General features: G+C 73.2%; 17 protein-coding genes. 12 read left to right on the top strand and 5 right to left on the bottom strand.

Annotated elements, in window-relative coordinates:
* Positions 1-844: 844 nt before the first annotated feature.
* Positions 845-1,363: a GNAT family N-acetyltransferase gene (locus tag FH715_RS06715; RefSeq protein ID WP_139641698.1), complete on the bottom strand. Its 519-nt coding sequence runs from the start codon at positions 1,361-1,363 to the stop codon at positions 845-847.
* 305 nt (positions 1,364-1,668) lie between these two features.
* Here FH715_RS06715 and FH715_RS06710 point away from each other — a divergent pair, with 305 nt between their 5' ends.
* The 4 genes from FH715_RS06710 (at position 1,669) to FH715_RS06695 (ending at position 5,070) form a co-directional block, all read left to right on the top strand.
* Complete coding sequence (locus tag FH715_RS06710; protein ID WP_139641696.1) at positions 1,669-2,607, top strand: AurF N-oxygenase family protein; 939 nt, start codon at positions 1,669-1,671, stop codon at positions 2,605-2,607.
* 62 nt (positions 2,608-2,669) lie between these two features.
* Entirely contained in the window at positions 2,670-3,398 is a 729-nt protein-coding gene (locus tag FH715_RS06705; protein ID WP_139641693.1) for a TetR/AcrR family transcriptional regulator, read from the top strand.
* Positions 3,399-3,486: 88 nt separating this feature from the next.
* A complete protein-coding gene (locus tag FH715_RS29430) occupies positions 3,487-3,906 on the top strand; it encodes a hypothetical protein (RefSeq protein ID WP_342782162.1) in 420 nt (139 codons plus the stop codon).
* 108 nt (positions 3,907-4,014) lie between these two features.
* Complete coding sequence (locus tag FH715_RS06695) at positions 4,015-5,070, top strand: C40 family peptidase (RefSeq protein WP_139641691.1); 1,056 nt, start codon at positions 4,015-4,017, stop codon at positions 5,068-5,070.
* Positions 5,071-5,178: 108 nt separating this feature from the next.
* Here the strand turns inward: FH715_RS06695 and FH715_RS06690 are convergent, their stop codons facing one another.
* A complete protein-coding gene (locus FH715_RS06690; protein ID WP_139641689.1) occupies positions 5,179-5,922 on the bottom strand; it encodes an alpha/beta fold hydrolase in 744 nt (247 codons plus the stop codon).
* Positions 5,923-6,021: 99 nt separating this feature from the next.
* On the opposite strand from FH715_RS06690, the gene FH715_RS06685 reads away from it, so the two are divergent.
* Complete coding sequence (locus tag FH715_RS06685; protein WP_139641687.1) at positions 6,022-6,573, top strand: TetR/AcrR family transcriptional regulator; 552 nt, start codon at positions 6,022-6,024, stop codon at positions 6,571-6,573.
* Between the two features lie 91 nt (positions 6,574-6,664).
* On the opposite strand, the gene FH715_RS06680 is transcribed toward FH715_RS06685, so the two are convergent.
* Entirely contained in the window at positions 6,665-7,186 is a 522-nt protein-coding gene (locus FH715_RS06680; RefSeq protein ID WP_139641685.1) for a roadblock/LC7 domain-containing protein, read from the bottom strand.
* Positions 7,183-9,966: a sensor histidine kinase gene (locus FH715_RS06675; RefSeq protein ID WP_170184648.1), complete on the bottom strand. Its 2,784-nt coding sequence runs from the start codon at positions 9,964-9,966 to the stop codon at positions 7,183-7,185. The genes FH715_RS06680 and FH715_RS06675 overlap by 4 nt, the downstream gene beginning before the upstream one ends.
* Positions 9,967-10,240: 274 nt before the next feature.
* On the opposite strand from FH715_RS06675, the gene FH715_RS06670 reads away from it, so the two are divergent.
* From FH715_RS06670 to FH715_RS06640, 7 genes are all read left to right on the top strand, one after another.
* Positions 10,241-11,038 carry a protein phosphatase 2C domain-containing protein gene (locus tag FH715_RS06670; RefSeq protein WP_139641681.1) on the top strand — a complete coding sequence of 266 codons (798 nt, stop codon included), beginning with the start codon at positions 10,241-10,243 and terminating at the stop codon, positions 11,036-11,038.
* Positions 11,039-11,317: 279 nt separating this feature from the next.
* Positions 11,318-12,214, top strand: a complete 897-nt coding sequence (locus tag FH715_RS06665) for a lysozyme (RefSeq protein WP_139641679.1) — start codon at positions 11,318-11,320, stop codon at positions 12,212-12,214.
* Between the two features lie 43 nt (positions 12,215-12,257).
* Positions 12,258-12,992: a spermidine synthase family protein gene (locus tag FH715_RS06660; RefSeq protein WP_139641677.1), complete on the top strand. Its 735-nt coding sequence runs from the start codon at positions 12,258-12,260 to the stop codon at positions 12,990-12,992.
* Positions 12,993-13,123: 131 nt separating this feature from the next.
* Complete coding sequence (locus tag FH715_RS06655; RefSeq protein WP_139641675.1) at positions 13,124-13,963, top strand: response regulator transcription factor; 840 nt, start codon at positions 13,124-13,126, stop codon at positions 13,961-13,963.
* A 7-nt stretch (positions 13,964-13,970) separates the two neighbouring features.
* On the top strand, positions 13,971-15,053 hold the full coding sequence (locus tag FH715_RS06650) for a sensor histidine kinase (RefSeq protein ID WP_211367465.1): 1,083 nt from the start codon (positions 13,971-13,973) through the stop codon (positions 15,051-15,053).
* A gap of 341 nt (positions 15,054-15,394) precedes the next feature.
* Entirely contained in the window at positions 15,395-19,123 is a 3,729-nt protein-coding gene (locus FH715_RS06645; protein WP_139641669.1) for a multifunctional oxoglutarate decarboxylase/oxoglutarate dehydrogenase thiamine pyrophosphate-binding subunit/dihydrolipoyllysine-residue succinyltransferase subunit, read from the top strand.
* Between the two features lie 141 nt (positions 19,124-19,264).
* Positions 19,265-19,699: a VOC family protein gene (locus FH715_RS06640; RefSeq protein WP_139641668.1), complete on the top strand. Its 435-nt coding sequence runs from the start codon at positions 19,265-19,267 to the stop codon at positions 19,697-19,699.
* An 18-nt stretch (positions 19,700-19,717) separates the two neighbouring features.
* Here the strand turns inward: FH715_RS06640 and fxsT are convergent, their stop codons facing one another.
* Positions 19,718-22,732: an FxSxx-COOH system tetratricopeptide repeat protein gene (fxsT, locus tag FH715_RS06635; protein WP_170184647.1), complete on the bottom strand. Its 3,015-nt coding sequence runs from the start codon at positions 22,730-22,732 to the stop codon at positions 19,718-19,720.

Raw genomic sequence — 22,732 nt, 5'->3', positions numbered from 1 at the left:
ACCCGGGTGCCACGCGCGAACCTCAGACCCAGACGCCAGACACGAACATCAGACCCCGACGCCAGACGCAAAGCCTCCAAGCCCAGGCGTCAGACCCGGGTGCCACGCGCGAACCTCAGACCCAGACGCCAGACACGAACATCAGACCCCGACGCCAGACGCAAAGCCTCCAAGCCCAGGCGTCAGACCCGGGTGCCACGCGCGAACCTCAGACCCAGACCCCAAACACGAACATCAGCCCCGGACGCCAGGCGCGGATGCCACCCCCGGATACCAGGCGCGGGCCTAAGACCCAAACATCAGGCCCGGGCATCAGACCCAATCACCCGGTACGAACGTCAGTCTTCGACGTCAGGCGCGAGCGTCGGGCGCGGACGCCGAGCGTCAAACGCCGGGTGGCGGACGCCTGACGCCGGCTGGCGGTCGGGTCCCCCGACCCCGGGGCCGTGAGCCCCCGGGGCCTCGGGCCACCGGGCGGAGCGGCAGGCCGGCCGTCGGCGTGGTGCGGGGGTCCGGGGATCCGGGTGGTTCGGGGCACCCCACGATCCTTCGGGGCATCCCCGATCCGAGGGTGCGCGACGTCCGGGGAACCGGTGGTGCGGGGTGTCCGGGGCGGGGTGTCGGCCCGTCTCGACGTTCACGACGTCGCCCGGACCGGCTGTGCCGCCCGCGCCGGGGCGGTACAGCCGGTCGGCGACACCGGCGCGGACCGAGCGGCCCGCCCCTCGCAGTCGCCCCCGAGCTGACGCGCGACTCCCGCCGACGGGCGGCGAGGCGTTCGGGAGCGGGCAGTGCGGACAGAGCGGACAGGGCGAACAGGAGAGCCCCAGCGGAGCGTCCCGGCTCAGGCGACGCCGAAGGCCGGCGGGTAGGCGACCGTGCCGGCGGGGGCGGGGAGTTCCGGGTGCAGCGTCAGCGTCATCAGCGCCTCGTCGGGGACGTCGAACGCGACCCGCACCCCGCGCTCCGACGCCCGGCGGAAGCCGAACCTGGGGTAGTACTCGGGGTGGCCGAGCACCACCACCAGGTTCTCGCCGCGCTCCCCCGCCGCCGCCAACGCGGCCCGCACCGCCGCCGAACCGGCCCCCGTGCGCTGCCACTCGGGCCGCACCGCGACCGGCGCCAGTGCCAGCGCTGGCGCGCCGCCCACCCGGCAGCGGGTGAGCAGCGCGTGACCGACGGCCGTGCCGTCCGCCGCCTCGGCCAGCCAGGAGAGTCCCGGCAGCCAGGCATCCCGGTCGGCGCGGAGCGCCTCGACCAGGTCGGCCTCGCCTGCGGTGGGAAATGCCTCCAGGTTGATCCGGCGGACCTCCGCCACGTCGGAAGCGGTCTCCGGGCGGGTGGTCCAGGCGCTCTCGTTCACGGGTCTCCAGCGGGAGTTCGGGTCAGGCGGCGGCGCGCCGGTGGGCGAAGAACTACAGCTCGGCGAAGACCGCCACCACCGGGGCACCGCACAGCATAAAAGCGACGCCCGCCCCCGTCAGGTCGAAAAAACACCCAGCGCGGGGAACGGGCGCGGGGAACGGCGCGGCGCGTCCGGTGGCGGGGATCAGAGGACGGCGGCGCCGAACCGACCGCGGTGGGCCGTCGCCACCGGCGAACTACCCGCGCGTAACAAGTACCGTGCGACCCATTGACGGTCTTGTTGACGGCGAGTCTCATAATTCCATGGCTTCCTCCGGTGACCTGGCCGACGTCACGACGCTGCGGGACGCGCTCGGCGCGCTCAAGGACCGTGAGCAGGTGGCCGAGCGACTGCTCGCGGCGTCGGCGCGACACTCCTTCGACCCCGACCGAGACCTCGACTGGGACCAGCCCTGGCAGGACGGACTCTGGTACTGGCCGCCCGAGTTGGTCTCCCTCTACGACACCCCGCTCTGGTACCGGATGTCCGAGGAGCAGCGCGTCGCGCTCTCCCGCCACGAGGCGGCGGCGCTCGCCTCGCTGGGCATCTGGTTCGAACTGATCCTGATGCAGCTACTGGTCCGCCACATCTACGACAAGTCCCCGACCAGCGCGCATGTGCGCTACGCGCTCACCGAGATCGCCGACGAGTGCCGGCACTCGATGATGTTCGCGCGCGTGATCTCGGCGGGCGGCACCCCGCACTACCCGCCCGGTCCGCTGCACCACAACCTGGCGCGCGTCTTCAAGACCGTCTCCACCGCCCCCGGCTCCTTCGTCGCCACGCTGCTCGGCGAGGAGGTGCTGGACTGGATGCAGCGGCTGACGTTCCCCGACGAACGGGTGCAGCCGCTGATCCGGGGCGTCACCCGCATCCACGTGGTGGAGGAGGCGCGCCATGTCCGGTACGCGAGGGAGGAGTTGCGCCGACAGATGCTCTCGGCGCCGCGCTGGGAAAGGGAGTTGACCCGGCTCACCAGCGGCGAGTTCGCCCGCGTCTTCTCGGTCTCGTTCGTGAACCCCGAGGTGTACACCCAGGTGGGGCTCGACCGGCGCGAGGCCGTCGCCCAGGCGCGCGCGAGCGCACACCGGCGCGAGGTGATGCGGGAGGGCGCACGGCGGTTGACGGACTTCCTCGACGACATCGGCGTCATGCGCGGGGCGGCGCGGCGGATGTGGCGCTCCTCCGGCCTCCTGGCCTGAACCGATGCGCCGCCGGCGGACGTTGACGCACGGCGGAAGGCGGGCCGGTTACGCTGCGGAGCATGAGCGGCCCTCACCCACCACACGTGCCGGCCTACCGCCGCCTGACCGTGGACGAGCGCCGCGCGCAGCTGATAGCCACGGCGCTGCGACTCTTCGCGCGGCACGCGCCGGAGGACGTGTCACTCGACGATGTGGCCCAACTGGCCGAGGTCTCACGGCCGTTGGTCTACCGCTACTTCCCCGGCGGCAAGCAGCAGCTGTACGAGGCGGCGTTGCAGCAGGCGGCGGAGCGCCTGTCCGCCTGCTTCGACGTGGCGGCCGAGGGGCCGCTCAGCGAACGTCTCGGCTACGGCCTGGACCGCTATCTGGCGTTCGTCCGCGAGCACGGCGAGGGCTTCTCCGCGCTGCTGCGCGGCGGCAGCGTGGTGGAGACGGCGCACACCACGGCGATCGTGGACGGCGTGCGGCGTTCGGCGGCGCAGGCGGTGCTGGGGCACATGCACGTGCGCCGACCGGGGCCCTGGCTGCGGGTGGCCGTGCGGGCCTGGATCAGCTCGGTCGAGGCGATGTCGCTGATCTCCCTGGACGAGGGCGAACTCGGCCTGGCCGAGCTGCGCGACTACCTGGTCGACCTGCTGGTCGGGCAGCTGATGGTCACCTCGGCACACGACCGGCAGACCGCGCGGGTGTTGCGCGCCGCCGCCGAGCTGGAGCCGCCGGACGGTCGGGTGGCGACCCTGCTGGAACGCGCGGCGCACGCGGTGGCCACCGAACCCGGTGGCTCCTGAACCCGGCGGCTCCCGAGCCCGCGAACCTGGGCGAGCCGGGAACCTGGGTGGGCCGGGGCCTGGGCGGGCCTGAGCATAGGCTGCACGGGTGCGAGCTGTGGAGACTTCCTTTGTCGGCGGGCCGCTGGACGGCGAGACGCTTCCCGTGCTGGTGGGCGCGACGGGCCGCCCGCCCAAGGTCTACGAGGTGCCCGTTCCCGCCGACGACGGCGAGGACGACGGCGCGCTGAGCGCGGTGCACGTCTACCACCTCGAAGCGGCGGGCCACACCCGCCGACTGCGGCTCCCCAAGGGCTGGCGCTATGTCCACGACCCGGAAGGCGTCCCCTCACGCGCCTACCGCAGACGGCTGCGCACCGGCGGAACGAGCCAGGCCGGCGGAACGAGCGAGGCCGGCGGCACCGTTTCCGGGAACGGCACCAACCCCGGGAACCGGACCGACCCCGGGAACGGGAACGGGAACGGGAACGGGGCCGGTAGCGGGGGCCGGGACCGCGCGCCGGAGTAGCGCGGCCACCCGTTCGCCCCTCCCGGCGTGCGCCGGGCGCACGGCCGTGCACACCATCGCTGCGCCGGTCCCGCCCGAGGGTGGCGCGACGGCGAGAGGAGTGGCCTGATGCCCCGACAGACCGTCGTGACGGCAGCGCTGTTGGTCGCCGCCACCGCCCTGGCGGCCGGCCCCGCCCGGGCGGCCGAGCAGCCGCCGGGCCAACCGGCCGAGGCCACCGCCCTGTTGACCGAGCTGCGCGAGCTCTACCGGGAGGCGGGCGCCGCCACCGAGGCGTACAACGAGTCCGGCGAGCGCCTCGCCGAGCAGCGCGCCGAGGTCGAACGCCTCACCGCCCGGCTGGCCGACACGCGAGGCGAGCTGGCCGGCGCGCGCCGCACGGCCGGCCGGCTGGCCGCCGCCGAGTACCGTACCGGCGGCTCGCCCGAACTGCCGCCCGTGCTCCGCCTGTTGCTCACCGACGAGGAGCCGGCGCGCGCGCTGCACGACACCACGGTGGCCCGCCGGGCGGCGGCCGGGCAGCTGGCGGAGGTCCGCCGGCTCGCCGAGGCCGAGCACGAGGCCGACGCGCTGGCCGCCGAGGCCGACGAGGCGTGGGAGGAGGAACGCAGGCTCGCCGGGGACCAGCGCGACCGCAGGGACGCGGCGCACGACCGGATGAACGAGGTGGCCGGGCTGCTCGCCGGGCTGAGCGGCGAACAGCGGGACGAGCTGACCGCGCTTGAGGAACGCGAGACGGCGGCCGAGCAGCGCGAGTTCCTCGCCGCCCACCAGCCGGCGGAGCCGGACGACCGGGCCGGCGCCGCGGACGCGCCGGGCGCGCGCGCCCTGGCGTGGGCGCTCGACCAGCGCGGCAAGCCCTACGAGGCGGGCGCCGCCGGGCCCGAGTCCTTCGACCCGGCGGGGCTGGCGCTGCGCGCCTGGGAACACGTCGGAGTCACCGTCCCCCGCACCGGCGCCCGCAGCTGGCAGCTGCTGCCCCACGTCCCGCTGGAGGAGCTGCGCCCCGGGGACCTGGTGATCTACCACGAGGACGCCAGCCACACCGCGCTCTACGCGGGCGACGGCACCGTGGTCCACCCGCCGGGTCCCGGCCGCGACGTGGAGGTCACCCCGCTCGCCCACGCCCCGATCAAGGGCGCGGTGCGCCCCGCGACGAACTGAACCCCGCGCCGCGACGAACTGAACCGAACCCGCGCCGCAACGAACCAAACGCGCAACGAACCAAACGCGCACCGAACCGAACCCGCACCGAGCCGAACCCGCACCGATTCAGTCGTCGAGCGAGGCCCAGAAGCGCCGCAGCACGTCCGCACCGCGGGCCGGGTCCTGGAGCATCCAGTAGTGGGTGAGGCCGTCCAGCTCCGCGGTCTCGGCCCCGACCCGTTCCGCCACCTCCCGGTCCAGGTCGGGCCGGGCCATGGGGTCCTCGGTCGGCACCAGCACCAGCCCCCGCGCGGCGGCGGGGCGGTCGAACGCGCGGCCCCAGTCGGCGTACAGGTGGGGCCACGCCGAGCGGTAGAGCCCCAGGATCGCGTCGCTCATCCCCGGGTCGTGGACCCCGTCGACCTCCTTCGCGATCTCCGGGCTCATCCCCCGGAGCATGAGGTGGTCGCCGAGGGTGGGCCCGGGCGAGTCGACGCGCAGCGAGGCCAGGGACTCCTCGCCCTCCGGGCTGCGCTGCCACAGCGTGGCGGCCTCGTGCCACCGGTAGTCGGGGTGCCAGCCGTGCGCCACGTCGGAGACCCAGCTGCGCACCGGGACGTCGTGGGCGGAGACCACCCGCATCGCGAGATGGCCGCCCCAGTCGTGGCCGACGAGGTCCAACGGGCCTTCGAGTGCGCGGAGTTCCTTGGCCAGCCAGTCGGCGTAGGCGTCCTTGCCCACGAGCCCCTTCGGGAACCCGCAGCCGAACCCCGGCAGCCGCAGGGCTGTCGAGGGGAGGCATATGCGCTCCCGGATCTCGTCCCAGAGGGAAGGGGTCTCCGGTACTCCGTGCACCAACACGACGGTCATGACCGCTCCAGGATCGGCGAAGTGGATTAGCTATCCGTTTCACCGTAGCAGCAATCCGATAAGCTATCCACTTGCGCCGTCCGTCCACGAGGAGGCCCCATGCGTGCCGATGCCGCCCGCAACCGGCAGCGGATCTTCGACGAGGCCTGTCGCGCCCTCGACGAGTCGGATTCCGTTCCCACCCTGAACGAACTCGCCCGCCGCTGCGGTGTCGGCGTCGGCACGGTCTACCGGGTCTTCCCGAGCCAGCGGGCCATGCGGGAGGCGGTGTTCGAGAAGTCCGTCCGCGCGCTGGTGGAAACGGCGACCGAGGCGGAGACCCGCCCCGACCCGGCCGACGCGCTCATCGACTTCCTCGGCGCGGCGCTGACGTCCACCCTCGACCGCCCCGGACTGCTGGACGTGCTGATCACCGGCGACGACGAGACCGAGTCGCTGCACCAGGCCAAGACCGACCTGGCCGCGGCAGTCTCCCGCCTTCTGGCCCGTCTCGACCCGGCCCCCGCCCTCACCGGCGAGAACCTGCTGAAGCTGCTCTGCGGCCTCATCCACGCGGTCGCCGAACACCCGACGGAACGCAGACCCGCCGCCACCGCGAACTACCTCGCGCTGCTGCGCACCGGCCTCACCCCGCCGCCGAACACCGCCTGAACCTGCTCAGGTACCGGGCCACGAACGCCACGATCGCCGCCCGGCCGAAGCGGTTCGCGCGACGAGGGCGACGCGGCGGCGCCGGCACGCCCTACCGGTGGGGGCTGGTGGCCTGGCGCAGCTCGGCGCGGACCTCGGGGGTGAGGAGGTGGCCGGCGCGGCCGACCAGGCGGGCCATCTGGTAGGTGACGACGCTGATGTCGACGGTCGGATCGGTGTAGACGCCCAGCAGCGAACCGTCCGAGATGGCCATCACCAGCAGGTTCCCCGTCTCCATGGCGACGAGCGTCTGCTTGACCTGCCCGCCGTCCATCAGCTCGGCGGCGCCCCCCGTGAGGGAGCCGAGCCCGGAGACCACGGTCGCCAGGTCGGCGGCGGCGCCGCTCGGCGTGCCGCCGGGCCAGCGCGGGGTCGGCGGGCCGGTGAAGCCGAACGTGGCGGGAGCGCCGTCGGCCTCCGACTCCGAGGAGAGCAGCGGCAGTCCGTCGGTGGAGACCACGGCGACCGAACGCACGCCCGGCACCTCGTCCACCAACTTGCCGAGCAGCCACCGCAGGTCGCGCCCGCCACGGCTGACGGCCTCCTGCTGCCGTGTTCCGGTCCCCGAGCTCATGACGGCTGTTCCTCTCCGTAGCGCCCGGGCCCTTCGCCGGGTCCTTCCGCCGGCCCCGGCCCCTGATCGGGGTGGCCGACCGGGGCGGGACCCTCCCCGCCCAACTCGTTCGGCACCTCCAGGGCCGCGTCCCGGTGGCCCTCGCGCGCGCCGCGCTGGAAGCCGCCGAGGCGGCGGCGCAGCTCGTCGGGGTCGACCGTGCGGTTCCTGCCGGTGTCCTGGGCGCCGTTGCCTGCCGAGGCGACGCGGGTGCGGACCGGGAGGCCGCTGCCCGTCACCACGGGCGCGGAGTCGGGCGCGCGGGTGTGCTCGGGGGCGTGCGGGGTCGCGTCGCGCACCGGCAGGCCGCCGGTGGCGGTCGCGTCCCGGTGGCCCGCGCCATGGCCGTCGTCGCCGTAGCGGTCGGTGCCGTAACGGTCGGGCGCGTAGCGGTCGGTCCCGTAGCCCTCAGGCGTCCCGCCGACGGACCACTCGCCGGTCGCCGTCGGGTCGCCCGCGGCCCGCTCGCCGAACCCGACGTCCCCGTAGGGCTGTTGGCCGTAGCCGGCCCGCTCCCCGTACCCCGTGCGGTCGCCGTAGGGCGCCTGCTCGCCGTAGCCGGCCTCGGGATGGCCGACAACGGGGTGCTGCCCGGTGGTGGAAGCGGTCGCCCCCGGCTGGAGCGTCGGGTGGGCGCCGGTGTCGGTCTCGGGGACGACGACGGGCGTCGCGCCGGTCCTCGCCGCCGGGATGGTCGGGTGGGCGCCGCTGGCCGGGCCGGCCAGGGAGTCGGTCGGGAAGCCCGTGGACTCGGCGGCCGGCAGCACCAGCGCGCCCGGCACCAGCACCTCGGCGGTGGTCCCGCCCGCGGGGCGGGCCACCAGCCGGCACCGCAGCCCGTGGCGGGCGGCGAGCCTGGCCACCGTGTAGAGGCCCATCCCGATGTGCTGCCCGTTTCCGCCGTCCGCGCCGGGCGGCGGGGTCACCGGATCGGCGAGCCGCGCGTTCAACTCCGCCAGCCGGACGTCGGTCAGGCCCCGGCCCTCGTCCTCGACGGTCAGCAGCAGCTCGTCGGCCTGCCAGTGGCCCGCCAGCCGCACCCGGGTGCCGGGCGGGGCGGAGACGGCCGCGTTGTCCAGCAGCTCGGCCAGCAGATGACTGATGTCCCTGGCCGCGTGCGCGACGATGCGCGTCGGCGGCGGGGGAACGGTCTCCACCAGGTCGTAGCGCTCTATCTCGCTGACCGCCGCCCTGGCCACGTCGATCAGCGGCATCGGCGCGGTCAGCAGCCGGACCGGCTCGGCACCGGCCAGCAGCAGCACGTTCTCGCTGTGCCGGCGCATCCGGGCCGCGAGATGGTCGACGGAGAAGAGGACCGCCAGCTGGTCGGGGTCGGTCTCGTGCTCCTCCAGCCCCTCGATCACCGACAGCTGCTCCTCGACGAGGTCCAGCAGCCGCTGCGCGTGATGGGCGAACATGCCGTGCACCGCGCCGTGCAACGCGGCCATCCTGGCGGTGAGTTCACGCTGCTCGGCCAGCAGCCGGTCGCGCTCGGCGCGCAGCCCGCCGCTGGACCGCTCGGCCTGCGCGGCCTGCCGCTGCAACTCGCCGGCCCTCTCGCGCAGCGCGTTCACGGAGGCGACCACCTCGGCGAACTCGTCGTCGCGGCCGGTGTAGCGGACCGGCTCCTGGTGCACCGGGTCGGCGGCGACCCGCCGGGTGCCGAGCCGCACGGCGGCCAGCGGCCTGGTCAGCGAGCGCGCCGACTGCACGCTCACGGCCAGCGCGAGCAGCAGCGCGACGGCCACCACGCCCGAGGTGACCAGCAGCGACGTCAACTCGTCGTCGCGCAGCGCCTCGACGGCCTCGGTGTGCTCGGTCACCAGCGAGGCGAGCACGCCGCGCTGGAGCCCGACGCGCGCCATCAGCGCCTCGTCGACCTCGGCGGGGTCGAGGGCGCGGTCCTCGGAGTCGAGGACGGCGGCGTCGGTGAGGACGGCCAGGTACTCCTCGGCGGCCTCGGCGTCGCCGCCGGTGACCGTGGAACGGTAGGCGTCGCCGCCCTCGGGGTCGGCGATGGCCAGGAAGTCGGCGAGCGCGGCGGTCTCCGAGACGTTCTCCCGCTGGGCGAGGCCCGTCAGTTCGCCCTGCTCGCCGTCGCCGACCAGGGCCGCGAGCAGCAGCCCCCTGGCCGCCGAGGCGGCGTGCACCGCGCGGGCCAGGTCGGGCAGCGCGTCGCTGGTCGGGCTGACCGCGTCGGACGGCGCCGAGCGGCTGACCGCGCGCAGCATCCCGTCCAGGCCCTCGACGGCAGGGGTGTAGGCGCGGTGGATCTCGACCGGCGTGGACTCGCCGGCGAGCGCCCGCTCGCGCTCCCCGGGGAGCGCGTCCAGGTGCTCGCCCAACTCCGGGTCGACGGCGTCCCGCAGCTCGGCCACCCGTCGGTCGGCGCGGGCCTCCGCGTCGTCGGTCAGCGCGACGTCGCGGTCGGCCCGCTCGTCGGCGGCGGCGACCACCAGGGCGTCGCGCTCGTCGGCCAGGATGTGCGAGAGGGAGAGGGCGCGCTCGCCCAACGCCGAGTCGTCCAGGAGCCGTTGGCTCTCGTCGAGTCCCTGGACGCGGTCGGTGACCGCGGGGGCGCCGGCGAGAAGCACGGCGGCGGCGGTCAGCAGCAGGGCGATCAACAACCGGGTGCGCACCCGGGCGCTGCGGCGACGGGCGGCGTGGGACCGCTGGCCGGCCGCGGCCGAGAGTGTGGAAGGGGCAGAACCACCCTCGTCCCGCGATGTCGTCTTCCGCACCTGTGCTCGCATTCCTGTCACTTCGGCTCCGACCCTGCCAGCGCCGACGGGGGCGGAGGCGGCCCCACCGGCCCCGCCACCCGAAGGAGTGAACAACACCCCGGAGTTGGCGGACAAGCTCACGTCACCTGGTCGGGGCACCCGCTCGATGACTTCGGCTGGTTTTCGCTGGTGTTCCTCACGCGCTCCTGGCAAGATCAGCTTCGCCCGGGCGTCTATCGGCTCATCTCCCGCCAAACACCAGCAAATGCCACTCTACGGCAGACTGTTGGACATGCGCATCCAGTCGGCCACCGCTCCTGGCACCCCCGGACAGCCCAACGAGGACTTCGCCGCCGTGGCCATGCCCACAGAGGCGGGCGAGGGGGCACTGGTGGTGTTGGACGGCGTGACGGCACCCAGGGGGGATTTCGGTTGCGCACACGGGGTCGCGTGGTTCTCCGCGCGCCTGGGGGGCACGCTGCTGCGGGCGCTCGCCCGCACGCCCGCGCCGACGTTGCGCGAGGCGCTGGCGGAGTCCATCTCCCACACCGCGGACGCCCACCGGACCACCTGTGACCTTTCTCACCGACGCACGCCACAGGCCACCGTGGTGTGCGCGCGCTGGGACGCGGCGCGGGTCGAGCATCTGGTGCTCTCCGACTCGGCGTTGCTGATCGAGGCGCCAACGGGCCTCGTGCGCCCGGTACTCGACGCCCGACTGGACGAGGTGCGGCCCCGGGCGCGCGCCCTGCCCGCCGGCGAGCGCGCCGCGTTCGTCGAGTCCCTGCGCAACGCGCCGGGCGGCTTCTTCACGGCCGCGGCCGACCCGTCCGTCGCCGCCCACGCGGTGGTGGGCGCCACCCCCAGGGAAGAGGTGCGGACGCTGGCCGCGCTGACCGACGGGGTGGGCCGCTGGACCGAGACCTTCGGGCTCGGGGACTGGACGGCGCTGCTCGCCGCGCTGAGGGCGCGCGGCCCCGAGGGTGTGATCGACGAGGTGCGCGCGGCCGAGTCGGCCGACCCGGAGGGCGCCGCCTTCCCCCGGGGCAAGGCGCACGACGACGCCACCGCCGTGCTGCTGACGCTCTGACGGCGCTCCGGCGGGACCCCGGCGACGCGTCGACACGGCCGCGTACGGCGTCCGCGCGGCGGCAACCGGGGCGCTGCCGTGGCGAGTTGACCCGGCGACAGGGGTCACGCCCCGGCTTTCACGTCGTTCAGCGCCCCCGGGGCACGGCTGCGCCGGTTTTCCCTTCCTGCCCCGATCTACCCACGTTACCGTCGAATTGGGACGTTGACATGGCCGCAGCGTAAAGGCCGTCGACGGTTCCTCTGTCCCCCCTTCGAACGGTTCTCGGAAGGCACATTCATGCCCCTGACCGACCCGGGGGCGCACGGCGGGCCCGCCCGCCGCCGCTCCTTCTCCCCCACCCCCCACTCCACCCGCACGCCCCTGATGTCCCTCGCCGTCGTGCTCGGCCTCGCGCTGGCGCTGCTGCTGGCCGCGCCGGGGCCGGCGGCGGCCGACGACGAAGACCCGCGGACGCATCCGGACTTCGGCTCCGCCTCGATGGGCTCGACCCTGCTCGCGCACGAGGGCGACCGGCAGACCTTCGCGCCCCCCGCGGCGAGCCCGACGGCCACCGTCGAGGGCGTGGACGTCTCCAGCCACCAGGGCGACGTGGCCTGGTCCACGCTCTGGGACAGCGGCGTCCGCTTCGCCTACGCCAAGGCGACCGAGGGCACCGGCTACCGCAACCCGTACTTCGCGCAGCAGTACAACGGCTCCCACGACGTCGGGATGATCCGGGGCGCGTACCACTTCGCGCTGCCCAACGCCTCCGGCGGGGCCGAGCAGGCGACGTACTTCGCGTCCCACGGCGGCGGCTGGTCGGCCGACGGGAAGACGCTCCCCGGCGTGCTCGACATCGAGTACAACCCGTACGGCTCGGCCTGCTACGGCCTGAGCCACTCGGCGATGGTCGACTGGATCGGCGAGTTCAGCGACACCTACCGCTCGCACACCGGCCGGGACGTGGTGATCTACACCACCACCGACTGGTGGAAGCAGTGCACCGGCGACCACGCGGGCTTCGGCACGACCAACCCGCTGTGGATAGCCAGGTACGCCTCGACCCCGGGGACGCTGCCGGCCGGCTGGGACTTCCACACCTTCTGGCAGTACACCTCGACGGGCCCGACGGTGGGCGACCACAACCAGTTCAACGGCTCGATGGACCGGCTCCAGGCGCTGGCCGACGGCTGACCGGCCACGCACCCCGTGGGTGCCGTGCGGGATCATGGCCCGCATGGCACCCACACCCGTTCCCCAGGGCGCCCCGCACGGCGCCGACGACCGGCCCGTCGTGCTGGACAGGCGCGAAGGACCGCACGGCGAGGTGGTGCTCCGCCGGCACGGGGACCTGCTCCAGATCATCGCCAACGGCTGCTTCCTGATGGACACCTCGGACGGCGCCTCCGAGCGGCTGCTGGTGCGCGCCGCCCTCGACGAGCTGGCCGGACGCCAACCGCCGCCGGCCGCGCCCCGGTTGCTGATCGGCGGCCTGGGCGTGGGCTTCTCGCTCGCCGAGGCGGCGGCCGACGCGCGCTGGGCCGGGATCGAGGTCGTGGAACGCGAGCGCGCGGTGGTCGACTGGCACCGTGCGGGCCCGCTGGCCGCCCACTCGGCCGGCGCCCTCGACGACCCGCGGGTCACCCTCGTCGAGGCCGACCTGTTGGCGCGGCTGCACGAGTCGCCGGCGCGCTACGACGCCCTCTGTCTGGACATCGACAACGGCCCGGACTGGACCGTCACCGAGGACAACGACGGCCTCTACTCCCCCGCCGGGCTGGCCGCCTGCCGCGCGGCGCTGCGCGAGGACGGGGTGCTCGTTGTGTGGTCCGCACAAGACTCGCCGACTTTTCCCGACAGGTTGCGAATGGCCGGATTCGATCGGGTCAGAACCGAAGAGGTGCCCGTTGCCCGGGGTGTTCCCGACGTGCTGTTTCTCGCCAGCCATCAATCCGCCAGCCGGTCCGCGTAGCCGGGGCGCGAGTTTCCGCTTTACGCTGCTGTGCAGCCCCTTCGAGGGCGAACCGCCAGTAACCAGCCGTCTGGCACCACGCGATTCCCGGGGCGGGAAAGATGACTCCAACAGAAACCAGGACAGCGCCGATGGACCGAGAGCACCAGGAGAAGCCGTCGCCCACGGGCGGCCCGACCGAGCCGGAGACGGCGGAGCGGAGCGGTCCCCACCAAGCGGCCGTGGCGACCCCGGGGGCACAGCGGCGCGTGCTGGTCGTCGAGGACGACCCCACCATCGTCGAGGCCATCGCGGCCCGGCTGCGCGCCGAGGGCTTCCTGGTGCAGACCGCGGCCGACGGCCCGGCGGCCGTGGAGACCGCCAGCGCCTGGCACCCCGACCTGCTGATCCTCGACGTGATGCTGCCCGGCTTCGACGGCCTTGAGGTCTGCCGCCGGGTGCAGTCGCAACGACCGGTGCCGGTCCTGATGTTGACCGCGCGGGACGACGAGACCGACATGCTGGTCGGGCTCGGTGTCGGCGCCGACGACTACATGACCAAGCCGTTCTCCATGCGCGAGCTGGTCGCCAGGTCCCATGTGCTGCTGCGCAGGATCGAGCGGGCGGCGGTGGCCGCCACCACGCCGAGGCCGGGCAGCGTGCGCCTCGGCGACCTGGAGATCGACCGCACCCAGCGCCGGGTGCGTGCGGCCGGCAAGGACATCCATCTGACGCCGACCGAGTTCGACCTGCTGATGTGCCTGGCGCGCTCCCCCCGCGCGGTGCTCACCAGGGAGCAGCTGCTCGCCGAGGTCTGGGACTGGGCGGACGCCTCGGGGACGCGCACGGTGGACAGCCATGTGAAGGCGCTGCGCCGGAAGATCGGGGCCGAGCGGATCAGGACCGTGCACGGCGTCGGCTACGCGCTGGAGACCCCGCCCGGGTTCGCCGGCGAGGGCAGCCCGCGCGGCCAGGCCGCCGCGGAGGGCTGACCTGAGCGTGCAGCGCGAGTCGACCGCGCGGCGCTACGGCCACACGCTGTGGCGGGTGCTGCGCCCGCTCGACCCCTTCCGATCGGTGAAGGCCGCCCTGGGCGGCCTGGTGATCATCTCGGTCGGCATCACGACCGTTCTGTTGCTGCTGGCGTATCGGTCGGACATCGGGCTCCAGGTGATCGCCATCATCGCGATCATCGCGTCGCTGCTGGTCACCCAGTTCGTCGCGCAGGGCCTGGCGTCCCCGGTGCTGGAGATGACCTCCGCCGCCAGGGCGATGGCGCGCGGCCAGTACGAGCGCCGGGTGCGGGTGGCGCGCAGGGACGAGCTGGGCGACCTGGCGCACGCCTTCAACCGGATGGCGGCCGACCTCCAGGCCGCCGACCGGCAGCGCAAGGAGCTGGTCGCCAACGTCTCGCACGAGCTGCGCACCCCGATCGCCGGGCTGCGCGCGGTCCTGGAGAACGTCGTCGACGGGGTCTCCGACGCCGACCCCGAGACCATGAGGACGGCGCTGCGCCAGACCGAGCGGCTGGGCCGGCTCGTGGAGCAGCTGCTGGACCTGTCCCGGCTGGAGAACGGCGTGGTGCCGCTCCAGGCCAGGGACTTCCGGGTGGAGCCCTATCTGACCACCGTGCTGGCCGACGCGCGGATGGCGCTCGGCCGCGGGCACGCGCGCACCGACGTCCGGCTGCGGCTGGACGTGTCGCCCGGCTCGCTGCGCGCGACGGCCGACCCCGAGCGGCTGGACCAGGTGGTGACCAACCTGGTGGACAACGCGGTCAAGCACAGCCCCCAGGGCGGCCAGGTCACCGTGGTCGCGCGGCCGGGCGGCAACGGCGGGCTGGTGCTCGAAGTGCGCGACGAGGGCCCCGGCATCCCGCAGGACCAGCGGGACCTGGTCTTCGAGCGCTTCGGCCGGGGCACCATCGACGGCGTCCAGGCCCACGACGGCGGCACGGGCCTCGGCCTGGCGATCGCCCGCTGGGCGGTCGATCTGCACGGCGGGACGATCGGCGTCGCCGAGTCCCGGCGCGGCTGTCACATTCGACTCACCCTGCCGGGTAACGCGCAGGCAAATAATTGACGTAGGGTCGCGGTGAACGCCCCACGGGGCGCCCGTTCACCTCGGGCGCCGCGGGGCCTGCTCGGCGTGCGCCACCCGGCGCGCGACGGCGTGCGGCGGCGTTGCCGCAGTTGAGCGCGGGGTCACCGTGCTCCTGTTCGACCCTGGCACGGTCGTTGCCAATTTGTTGCCTGTTCCCACCAAACCTGATGCAATTCCCGTGCTTTCTTGACGCGAAACACGGGTTTCCGTGTGGTGTAGGCCACGTCTGGCGGCTGCGGACTGCGCCACGGGCACGGGGGGGCGTAGCCTTGATTTCCGCTGTCCATGACCTTGCGAAGCGGAAGAGGGCGGTTGCCGCCGTGTCGCCACAGTCCCCGAACACCTCAAGCGTTGACGCCGACCCGGAGGAGCGGAAGAACTCCGCCTCCGGCTTCGGAGCCAACGAATGGCTGGTTGACGAGATCTACCAGCAGTACCTCCAGGACCCGAACTCCGTTGACCGAGCCTGGTGGGACTTCTTCGCCGACTACAAGCCGGGAGGCGACACCTCAGCGGCGCCGTCGACCGGTGACGGTGCGGCCACCGCCGAGCGGCCGAAGGCCGAGGCGAAGGCCGCGCCGGCCGCGAAGCCGGCCGAGCCCGCGCCGGCGAAGCCCGCACCGGCCGCGAAGCAGTCCCCGGCGAAGCCCGCCGCGAGCAAGCCGGCCGCCAAGCCGGCGCAGCCCGCGGCCGAGGGCTCCGAGGGCCCGGAGCTGGTGACGCTGCGCGGCCCCGCCGCCGCCGTCGCGAAGAACATGAACGCGTCCCGCGACCTGCCGACGGCCACCTCCGTCCGCGCGGTCCCGGTGAAGCTGCTCTTCGACAACCGCATCGTGATCAACAACCACCTGAAGCGCGCCAGGGGCGGGAAGGTCTCCTTCACCCACCTCATCGGCTACGCGATGGTGCAGGCGATCAAGGCCATGCCGGCCATGAACCACTCGTTCACCGAGAAGGACGGCAAGCCGACGCTGGTCAAGCCCGACCACGTCAAGCTGGGCCTGGCCATCGACCTGGTCAAGGAGAACGGCGACCGCCAGCTGGTCGTCGCCGGCATCGAGAAGGCCGAGACGCTCACCTTCTTCGAGTTCTGGCAGGCGTACGAGGACATCGTGCGCCGCGCGCGCGCCGGCAAGCTGACGATGGCCGACTTCTCCGGCGTCACCGCCTCGCTGACCAACCCCGGCGGCATCGGCACCGTCCACTCGGTGCCGCGGCTGATGCCGGGGCAGAGCGTGATCCTCGGCGTGGGCGCCATGGAGTACCCGGCCGAGTTCCAGGGCACCTCCCAGGAGACGCTCAACCGTCTGGGCATCTCCAAGGTCATGACGCTCACCAGCACCTATGACCACCGGGTCATCCAGGGCGCGGCCTCCGGCGAGTTCCTCCGCCAGCTCAGCCAACTCCTGCTGGGCGAGCACGACTTCTACGACAACATCTTCGAGGCCCTGCGGATCCCGTACGAGCCGATCCGGTGGAACCGCGACATCGACGTCGCCCACGACGACGAGGTCACCAAGGCGGCCCGGGTCTTCGACCTGATCCACTCCTACCGGGTCCGCGGCCACCTGATGGCCGACACCGACCCGCTGGAGTACAAGCAGCGCCGCCACCCCGACCTGGACATCAACGAGCACGGGCTCACCCTGTGGGACCTGGAGCGCGAGTTCGCGGTCGGCGGCTTCGCCGGCAAGTCGGTGCTGGCCCTGCGCGACATCCTCGGCGTGCTGCGCGACTCGTACTGCCGGACCACCGGCATCGAGTACATGCACATCCAGGACCCGCGCGAACGCACCTGGATCCAGGACCGGGTGGAGCGCCCGCACACCCCGCCGGAGCGCGAGGAGCAGCTGCGCATCCTGCGCCGGCTGAACGCCTCGGAGGCGTTCGAGACGTTCCTCCAGACCAAGTACGTCGGCCAGAAGCGCTTCTCGCTCGAAGGCGGCGAAACGGTCATCCCGCTGCTGGACACGGTGCTGGACGAGGCCGCCGGCGACAAGCTGGACGAGGCCGTCATCGGCATGGCCCACCGCGGCCGGCTGAACGTGCTGGCCAACGTGGTGGGCAAGTCGTACGCGCAGATCTTCCGCGAGTTCGAGGGGAACCTCGACCCCAAGTCGATGCACGGCTCGGGCGACGTGAAGTACCACCTGGGCACCGAGGGCACGTTCACCGGTCTCTCCGGCGAGCAGATCAAGGTCTCGCTGACCGCGAACCCCTCGCACCTGGAGGCCGTCGACCCGGTGGTCGAGGGCGTGGCCAGGGCCCAGCAGGACATCATCGGGCGCGGCGGCAAGGACTTCACCGTGCTGCCGATCCTGATCCACGGTGACGCGGCCTTCGCCGGCCAGGGTGTGGTCGCCGAGACGCTCAACATGTCGCAGCTGCGCGGCTACCGCACCGGCGGCACCGTCCACGTGGTGATCAACAACCAGGTGGGGTACACCGCGACGGCCGCCGCCGCGCGTTCCTCCACGTACTGCACCGACGTGGCGCGGATGATCGAGGCGCCGATCTTCCACGTCAACGGCGACGACCCGGAGGCCGTCTGCCGGGTTGCCAGGCTGGCGTTCGAGTACCGGCAGGCGTTCAACAAGGACGTCGTGATCGACCTGGTCTGCTACCGGCGTCGCGGGCACAACGAGACGGACAACCCGTCCTTCACCCAGCCGCTGATGTACGACCTGATCGACAAGAAGCGCTCGGTGCGCAAGCTCTACACCGAGTCGCTGATCGGCCGGGGCGACATCACGCTGGAGGAGGCGGAGCAGGCGCTCCAGGACTTCCAGGGCCAGTTGGAGAAGGTCTTCAAGGAGGTGCGGGACGCCACCGACGCGCCCGCCCCGGCCGAGGTCCCGGTGCCGATGCCGGAGTTCCCGGTGGCCGTCGAGACCGGTGTCTCCGCCGAGGTGGTCAAGCGGATCGCCGAGTCCCAGGTCAACGTCCCGGAGCGGATCACGGTCCACCCCCGGCTGCTGCCGCAGCTGCAACGGCGCGCGGCGATGGTCGAGGAGGGCGCCATCGACTGGGCCATGGGCGAGCTGCTCGCCGTCGGCTCGCTGCTGATGGAGGGCACCCCGGTCCGGCTCGCCGGCCAGGACAGCCGCCGCGGCACCTTCGGCCAGCGGCACGCGGTGCTGATCGACAGGAAGACCGGCGAGGACTACACCCCGCTGCTCTACCTGGCGCCCGACCAGGCGCGGTTCAACGTCTACGACTCGCTGCTGAGCGAGTACGCGGCGATGGGCTTCGAGTACGGCTACTCGCTGGCCAGGCCCGAGGCGCTGGTGATGTGGGAGGCCCAGTTCGGCGACTTCGCCAACGGTGCCTCCACGGTGATCGACGAGTTCATCTCGTCGGCCGAGCAGAAGTGGGGCCAGACCTCCGGCGTCACCCTGCTGCTGCCGCACGGCTACGAGGGTCAGGGCCCGGACCACTCCTCGGCCCGGATCGAGCGCTTCCTCCAGCTGTGCGCGCAGAACAACATGACGGTGGCGGCCCCGACCCTTCCGTCGAACTACTTCCACCTCCTCCGTTGGCAGGTGCACAACCCGCACCACAAGCCGCTGGTGGTCTTCACCCCGAAGTCCATGCTGCGGCTGAAGGCGGCGGCCTCCCGCGCCGAGGAGTTCACCAGCGGCGGGTTCCGTCCGCTGATCGGCGACGACACGGTGGACCCGGCGCGGGTCACCAAGGTCGTGCTGTCGGCGGGCAAGGTCTACTACGACCTGACCGCCGAGCGGGAGAAGCGGAACGCGGACGAGGTGGCGCTGGTCCGGCTGGAGCGGCTCTACCCGCTGCCCAGCGACGAGTTGCGCGCCGAGCTGGCCCGCTTCCCGCGCCTGGAGCGCGTGGTGTGGGCCCAGGAGGAGCCGGCCAACCAGGGTGCCTGGCCGTTCGTCGCCCTCAACCTGCCGGAGCAGGTCGAGATCCCCGGCGACCGGCTGCACCCGGTGACCCGCTCGGCCTCCTCCTCGCCGGCGGTCGGCTCGGCCAAGCGGCACCAGGCGGAGCAGCAGGCCCTGGTCGCGGAGGTCTTCGACCTCTGACCCCGGGCGTCGCCGCGTAGTCGAGCGAGAGGGGGCCGTCGCCGGTTTCGGCGGCGGCCCCCTTTCGCGTGCGCGGGGCGGCGGTCGGGCCGCGTGGGAAACCTGGGGCTTCGCGCGGCACTTACCTCCTACGATGGCGGGATGGCAACGCTCAGACAGGTACAGGTCACCTTCGACTGCGCGCGTCCCGAGCGCGTCGCGCGTTTCTGGTGCGAGGTGCTGGGATACGTGGTGCCGCCCCCGCCTGAGGGCTTCGACTCGTGGGACGCGTACGACCGTTCGCTGCCGGCCGAGCAACGGGGGGCCGCGTTCGTCTGCGTCGACCCGACGGGGGCGGGGCCCCGGCTGTTCTTCCAGCGGGTGCCCGAGGAGAAGGTCGCCAAGAACCGGCTCCATCTCGACGTGCGGGTCGGCACCGGGCTGGTCGGCGCGGAGCGGCTGGCGGCGCTGGAGGCCGAGTGCGCCCGGCTGCTCCCGCTCGGCGCCGAGCGCGTGCGGCTGCTGGAGGCCGACGAGGAGAACGAGTCGTGTCTGGTGATGCGGGACGTCGAGGGCAATGAGTTCTGTCTGGACTGACGCCGGGCGGGGCGCGACTCAGGTCAGCTGCGGCTCGAAGTCCCAGAAGGGGCGGACCCGGGCGCGGGCGCTGACCGTGTGGACGTGCTGCGAGCCGAGGCTGGTGATCAGCCCGGAGAGCGCCTCCTGCTCCGTCCGGTCGGCGTCGGCGCGCTGCCTGAGGTTGCGCAGGTCGGTCGCGTGGGCGACCTTGCAGGAGAGCGTCAGCGGGTGGTCCCGCCCCAGCGAGCGGTGGGCCGCTGCCCGGCGGGAGGTGTCGCGGCTGAGGTCGGCGGCGCTCTCGACGTCTCCCGCGAGGTTGCGGTCGGCGCTGAGGTTGAGCGCGACGCCCAGCCGCCAGGGGTGGTCCGGGCCCAGCGCCTCCGTGATGCGGATCAGACACTGTTCGTTCAGGGCCAGCGCCTCTTCCCGTTCGCCGGCGGCGCGCAGCAGCAGCGCCTGGTTGGACAACGTGCCGATGGTGTACGGGTGGTCGGGGCCCAGCGCCTCGCGGTAGCGGTTCACGACGCGCTCGCCGATGGCGCGCGCCAGGTCGAGCCGGCCGTGGGCCTGGAGCACGAACGCGTAGCAGACGGCGATGCGTTGGGTCGCCGGCGACGCCTCGCCGAGCACCCGCTCGGCCCGCTCCAGCAGGTCGGCCAGCCGCTCGTTGGCGATCTCGCGTGCGCCGGAGCGCAACAGGCACAGCGCCAGGTTGAGTTCGGCGCTGAGCGTCTGCGGGTGGTCGTGGCCCATCACGACCCGCTGCATCTCGACGTTGGGCTCCTGGACCGACTGGGCCTCCGCGTAGCGGCCGAGGAGGCGCAGGTCGATGGCGTGGTTGGTCTCGGAGGAGAGGGTGGAGCTGTTTCTCGCGCGCAGCACCTCGCGGCGGATCTGGAGGGTGCGGCGGTCCTCGCGGAGCGCGTCCTTGTAGCGGCCGAGGAGGCGGAGGGTGACGGCCAGGTTGTTGCGCGCGTTGAGCGTGCGGAAGTCCTCCTCGCCGATCATCTCCACGCGGCCGGCGAGCACCCGCTCGCTGGCCTCCAGCGCCTCCTCGTAGCGGCCGAGGCCGCGCAGGTCGGCGCCCAGGCCCTCCAGCAGGCGCAGCACTTCGAGCGCGTCGCCCGCCTGCTCACGCTCCAGCCGTTGCAGCAGGCCGCGGTTGATCCGCTCGGTGCGGGCGTACTCGCCGGTGGCGCGCAGCAGCGTGGCGTGTTGGGAGGACAGCTCGCGCAGCAGCTCGTGACCGTCGCCGTAGACCTCGCGCCAGGCGCGCTCGGTGCGCTCGGCGAGCTGGATGCCGGTCGTGTACTCGCCGGCCAGGTAGAGGTAGCGCAGGCAGTTGCCGATCAGCTGGTGCATCTCGCCGTGCCTGCTGTGCAGCGCGCCGGAGGCGTCCAGGTGCGGCACGATCCTGGCGTACCTGGCCCAGTGCCGGGTGTCGGAGGGGACGGCGGGGTCCGCGTTGGCCAGGCCGCGGCGCACGGCGCGGGAGAACACCTCGCGGTCCGCCTCGGACATCCCGGAGCGGACGGTCTTGTGGACCATGCGGTGCAGATGGATGGTGCCGGCGGCCTCCGGGTTCTCGTCCGTGTTGGGCGGGTCCCACTGGATGACCGAGTACTGCACGAGCTTGTTGGTCGCCGTGTTCCACCGGAGGGGGTCGGACATCATCCCGGACAGCTGCTCCGGCAGATGCTCGGCGGGGATGTCGCGCAGCAGCTGGACGGGGACGGCGCCGGGGGCGAAGAACGCGCAGAGCCGCAGCAGCTCGACGGCCTCGGGGACGGCCTCCCGCAGCCGGTTGAGCATTATCGAGAAGGTCGTCGGGTACGTGACGTCGAAGTCGACGGCGACCCGCAGCCCCGCCTCCATGTCCTCGTCGTCGCGCAGCAGGCCGACGTACTCCTGGACGGTCATGGTCGAGTCGCTGAGCCAGCCCGCGGTCTGGTCCAGGGCCAGCGGCAGGTCGCCTAGGGCCTCGGCGAGGAGGTCGGCGTCCCGGCCGCCGATGCGGGGCGCGCGGCGGCGGACGAACGCCACGGACTCCTCGCGGTCGTAGACGGGGACGGACAGCAGGTGGGTGTTGTTGTACGCGCCCCACTCGCGGTTCTGCGAGGTGATCAGCACGTGTCCCGGGCCGGCGGGCACCAGGTCGTCGATGGTGTCGGGGCGGTCGGCGCCGTCGAGGACCACCAGCCAGCGGGAGTGCGGGTCGCCCCTGCGCAGCGCGTCGCCGACGGCGCGCAGCCGCTCGCCGTACTCGTGGCCCGTGCTGAGTTCGAGCGCGGGCGCCAGCTCGGCGAGCCGCTGGCGGAGCGTGCCGCGCTGGTCGGCGGGGACCCACCACACCAGGTCGTAGGCGGAGGAGAAGCGCCACACGTACTCGGCGGCGACCTGCGTCTTGCCGACGCCGGAGAGCCCGAGGAGGGTGACCACGCCGGCGCCGGGCTCGGCGCTCTGCATCTGGTCGTGGATGTCCTGGAGCAGCCGCTCCCGGCCGGTGAACCGGGTGTTCCTCCGGGGAACGCCGCCCCAGACGCGGGGCAGCTCCATCGGGAAGCGCGGGGAGCGGGCGCCGCTCAGGGTGTCGAGCGCGGGGTCGCGCGTCTCGATCACGCCGACCAGCTGGGCGAGGCGGCGCTCGGCCTCCCTGGCGCCGAGGCCCCACAGCTCGGTGGTGCCGCCGAACGCGGCGGAGGCGGTGGGCATCGGGGCGGTGGAGACGGAGACTGCGCTGAAACGGGCCGAGTTGGGGGCGACGACGGCGCGCAGCGCCTCGTTCCACTCCTGGTCGGTGCGCGGGCCGAGCTTGAAGTACCAGTCGCTGAGCACCACCAGGATGCGTCCCTGGACCAGCAGCAGGTCGTTGAGCGCCTCGTGGACCGGTGTCCCCGACGGCAGGTCGAAGCGTTGGAACGCGACCTGCCAGCCGTAGCGCTCCAGCCGGTCGGCGATCCACACCGCCCAGGCGCGGTTGTAACCGGCGTGGCTGATGGTGATGCGGCGGCCCTCCACCAACGGGACCGTGTCACGAGCCGAACCTTGCAC

This window comes from Streptomyces sedi (assembly GCF_006335015.1).
In the GTDB taxonomy this organism is placed as follows: domain Bacteria; phylum Actinomycetota; class Actinomycetes; order Streptomycetales; family Streptomycetaceae; genus Streptomyces; species Streptomyces sedi.
The sequence above is the reverse complement of the archived record's forward strand: the minus strand, read 5'-3'. Positions and strand labels throughout refer to the sequence as shown.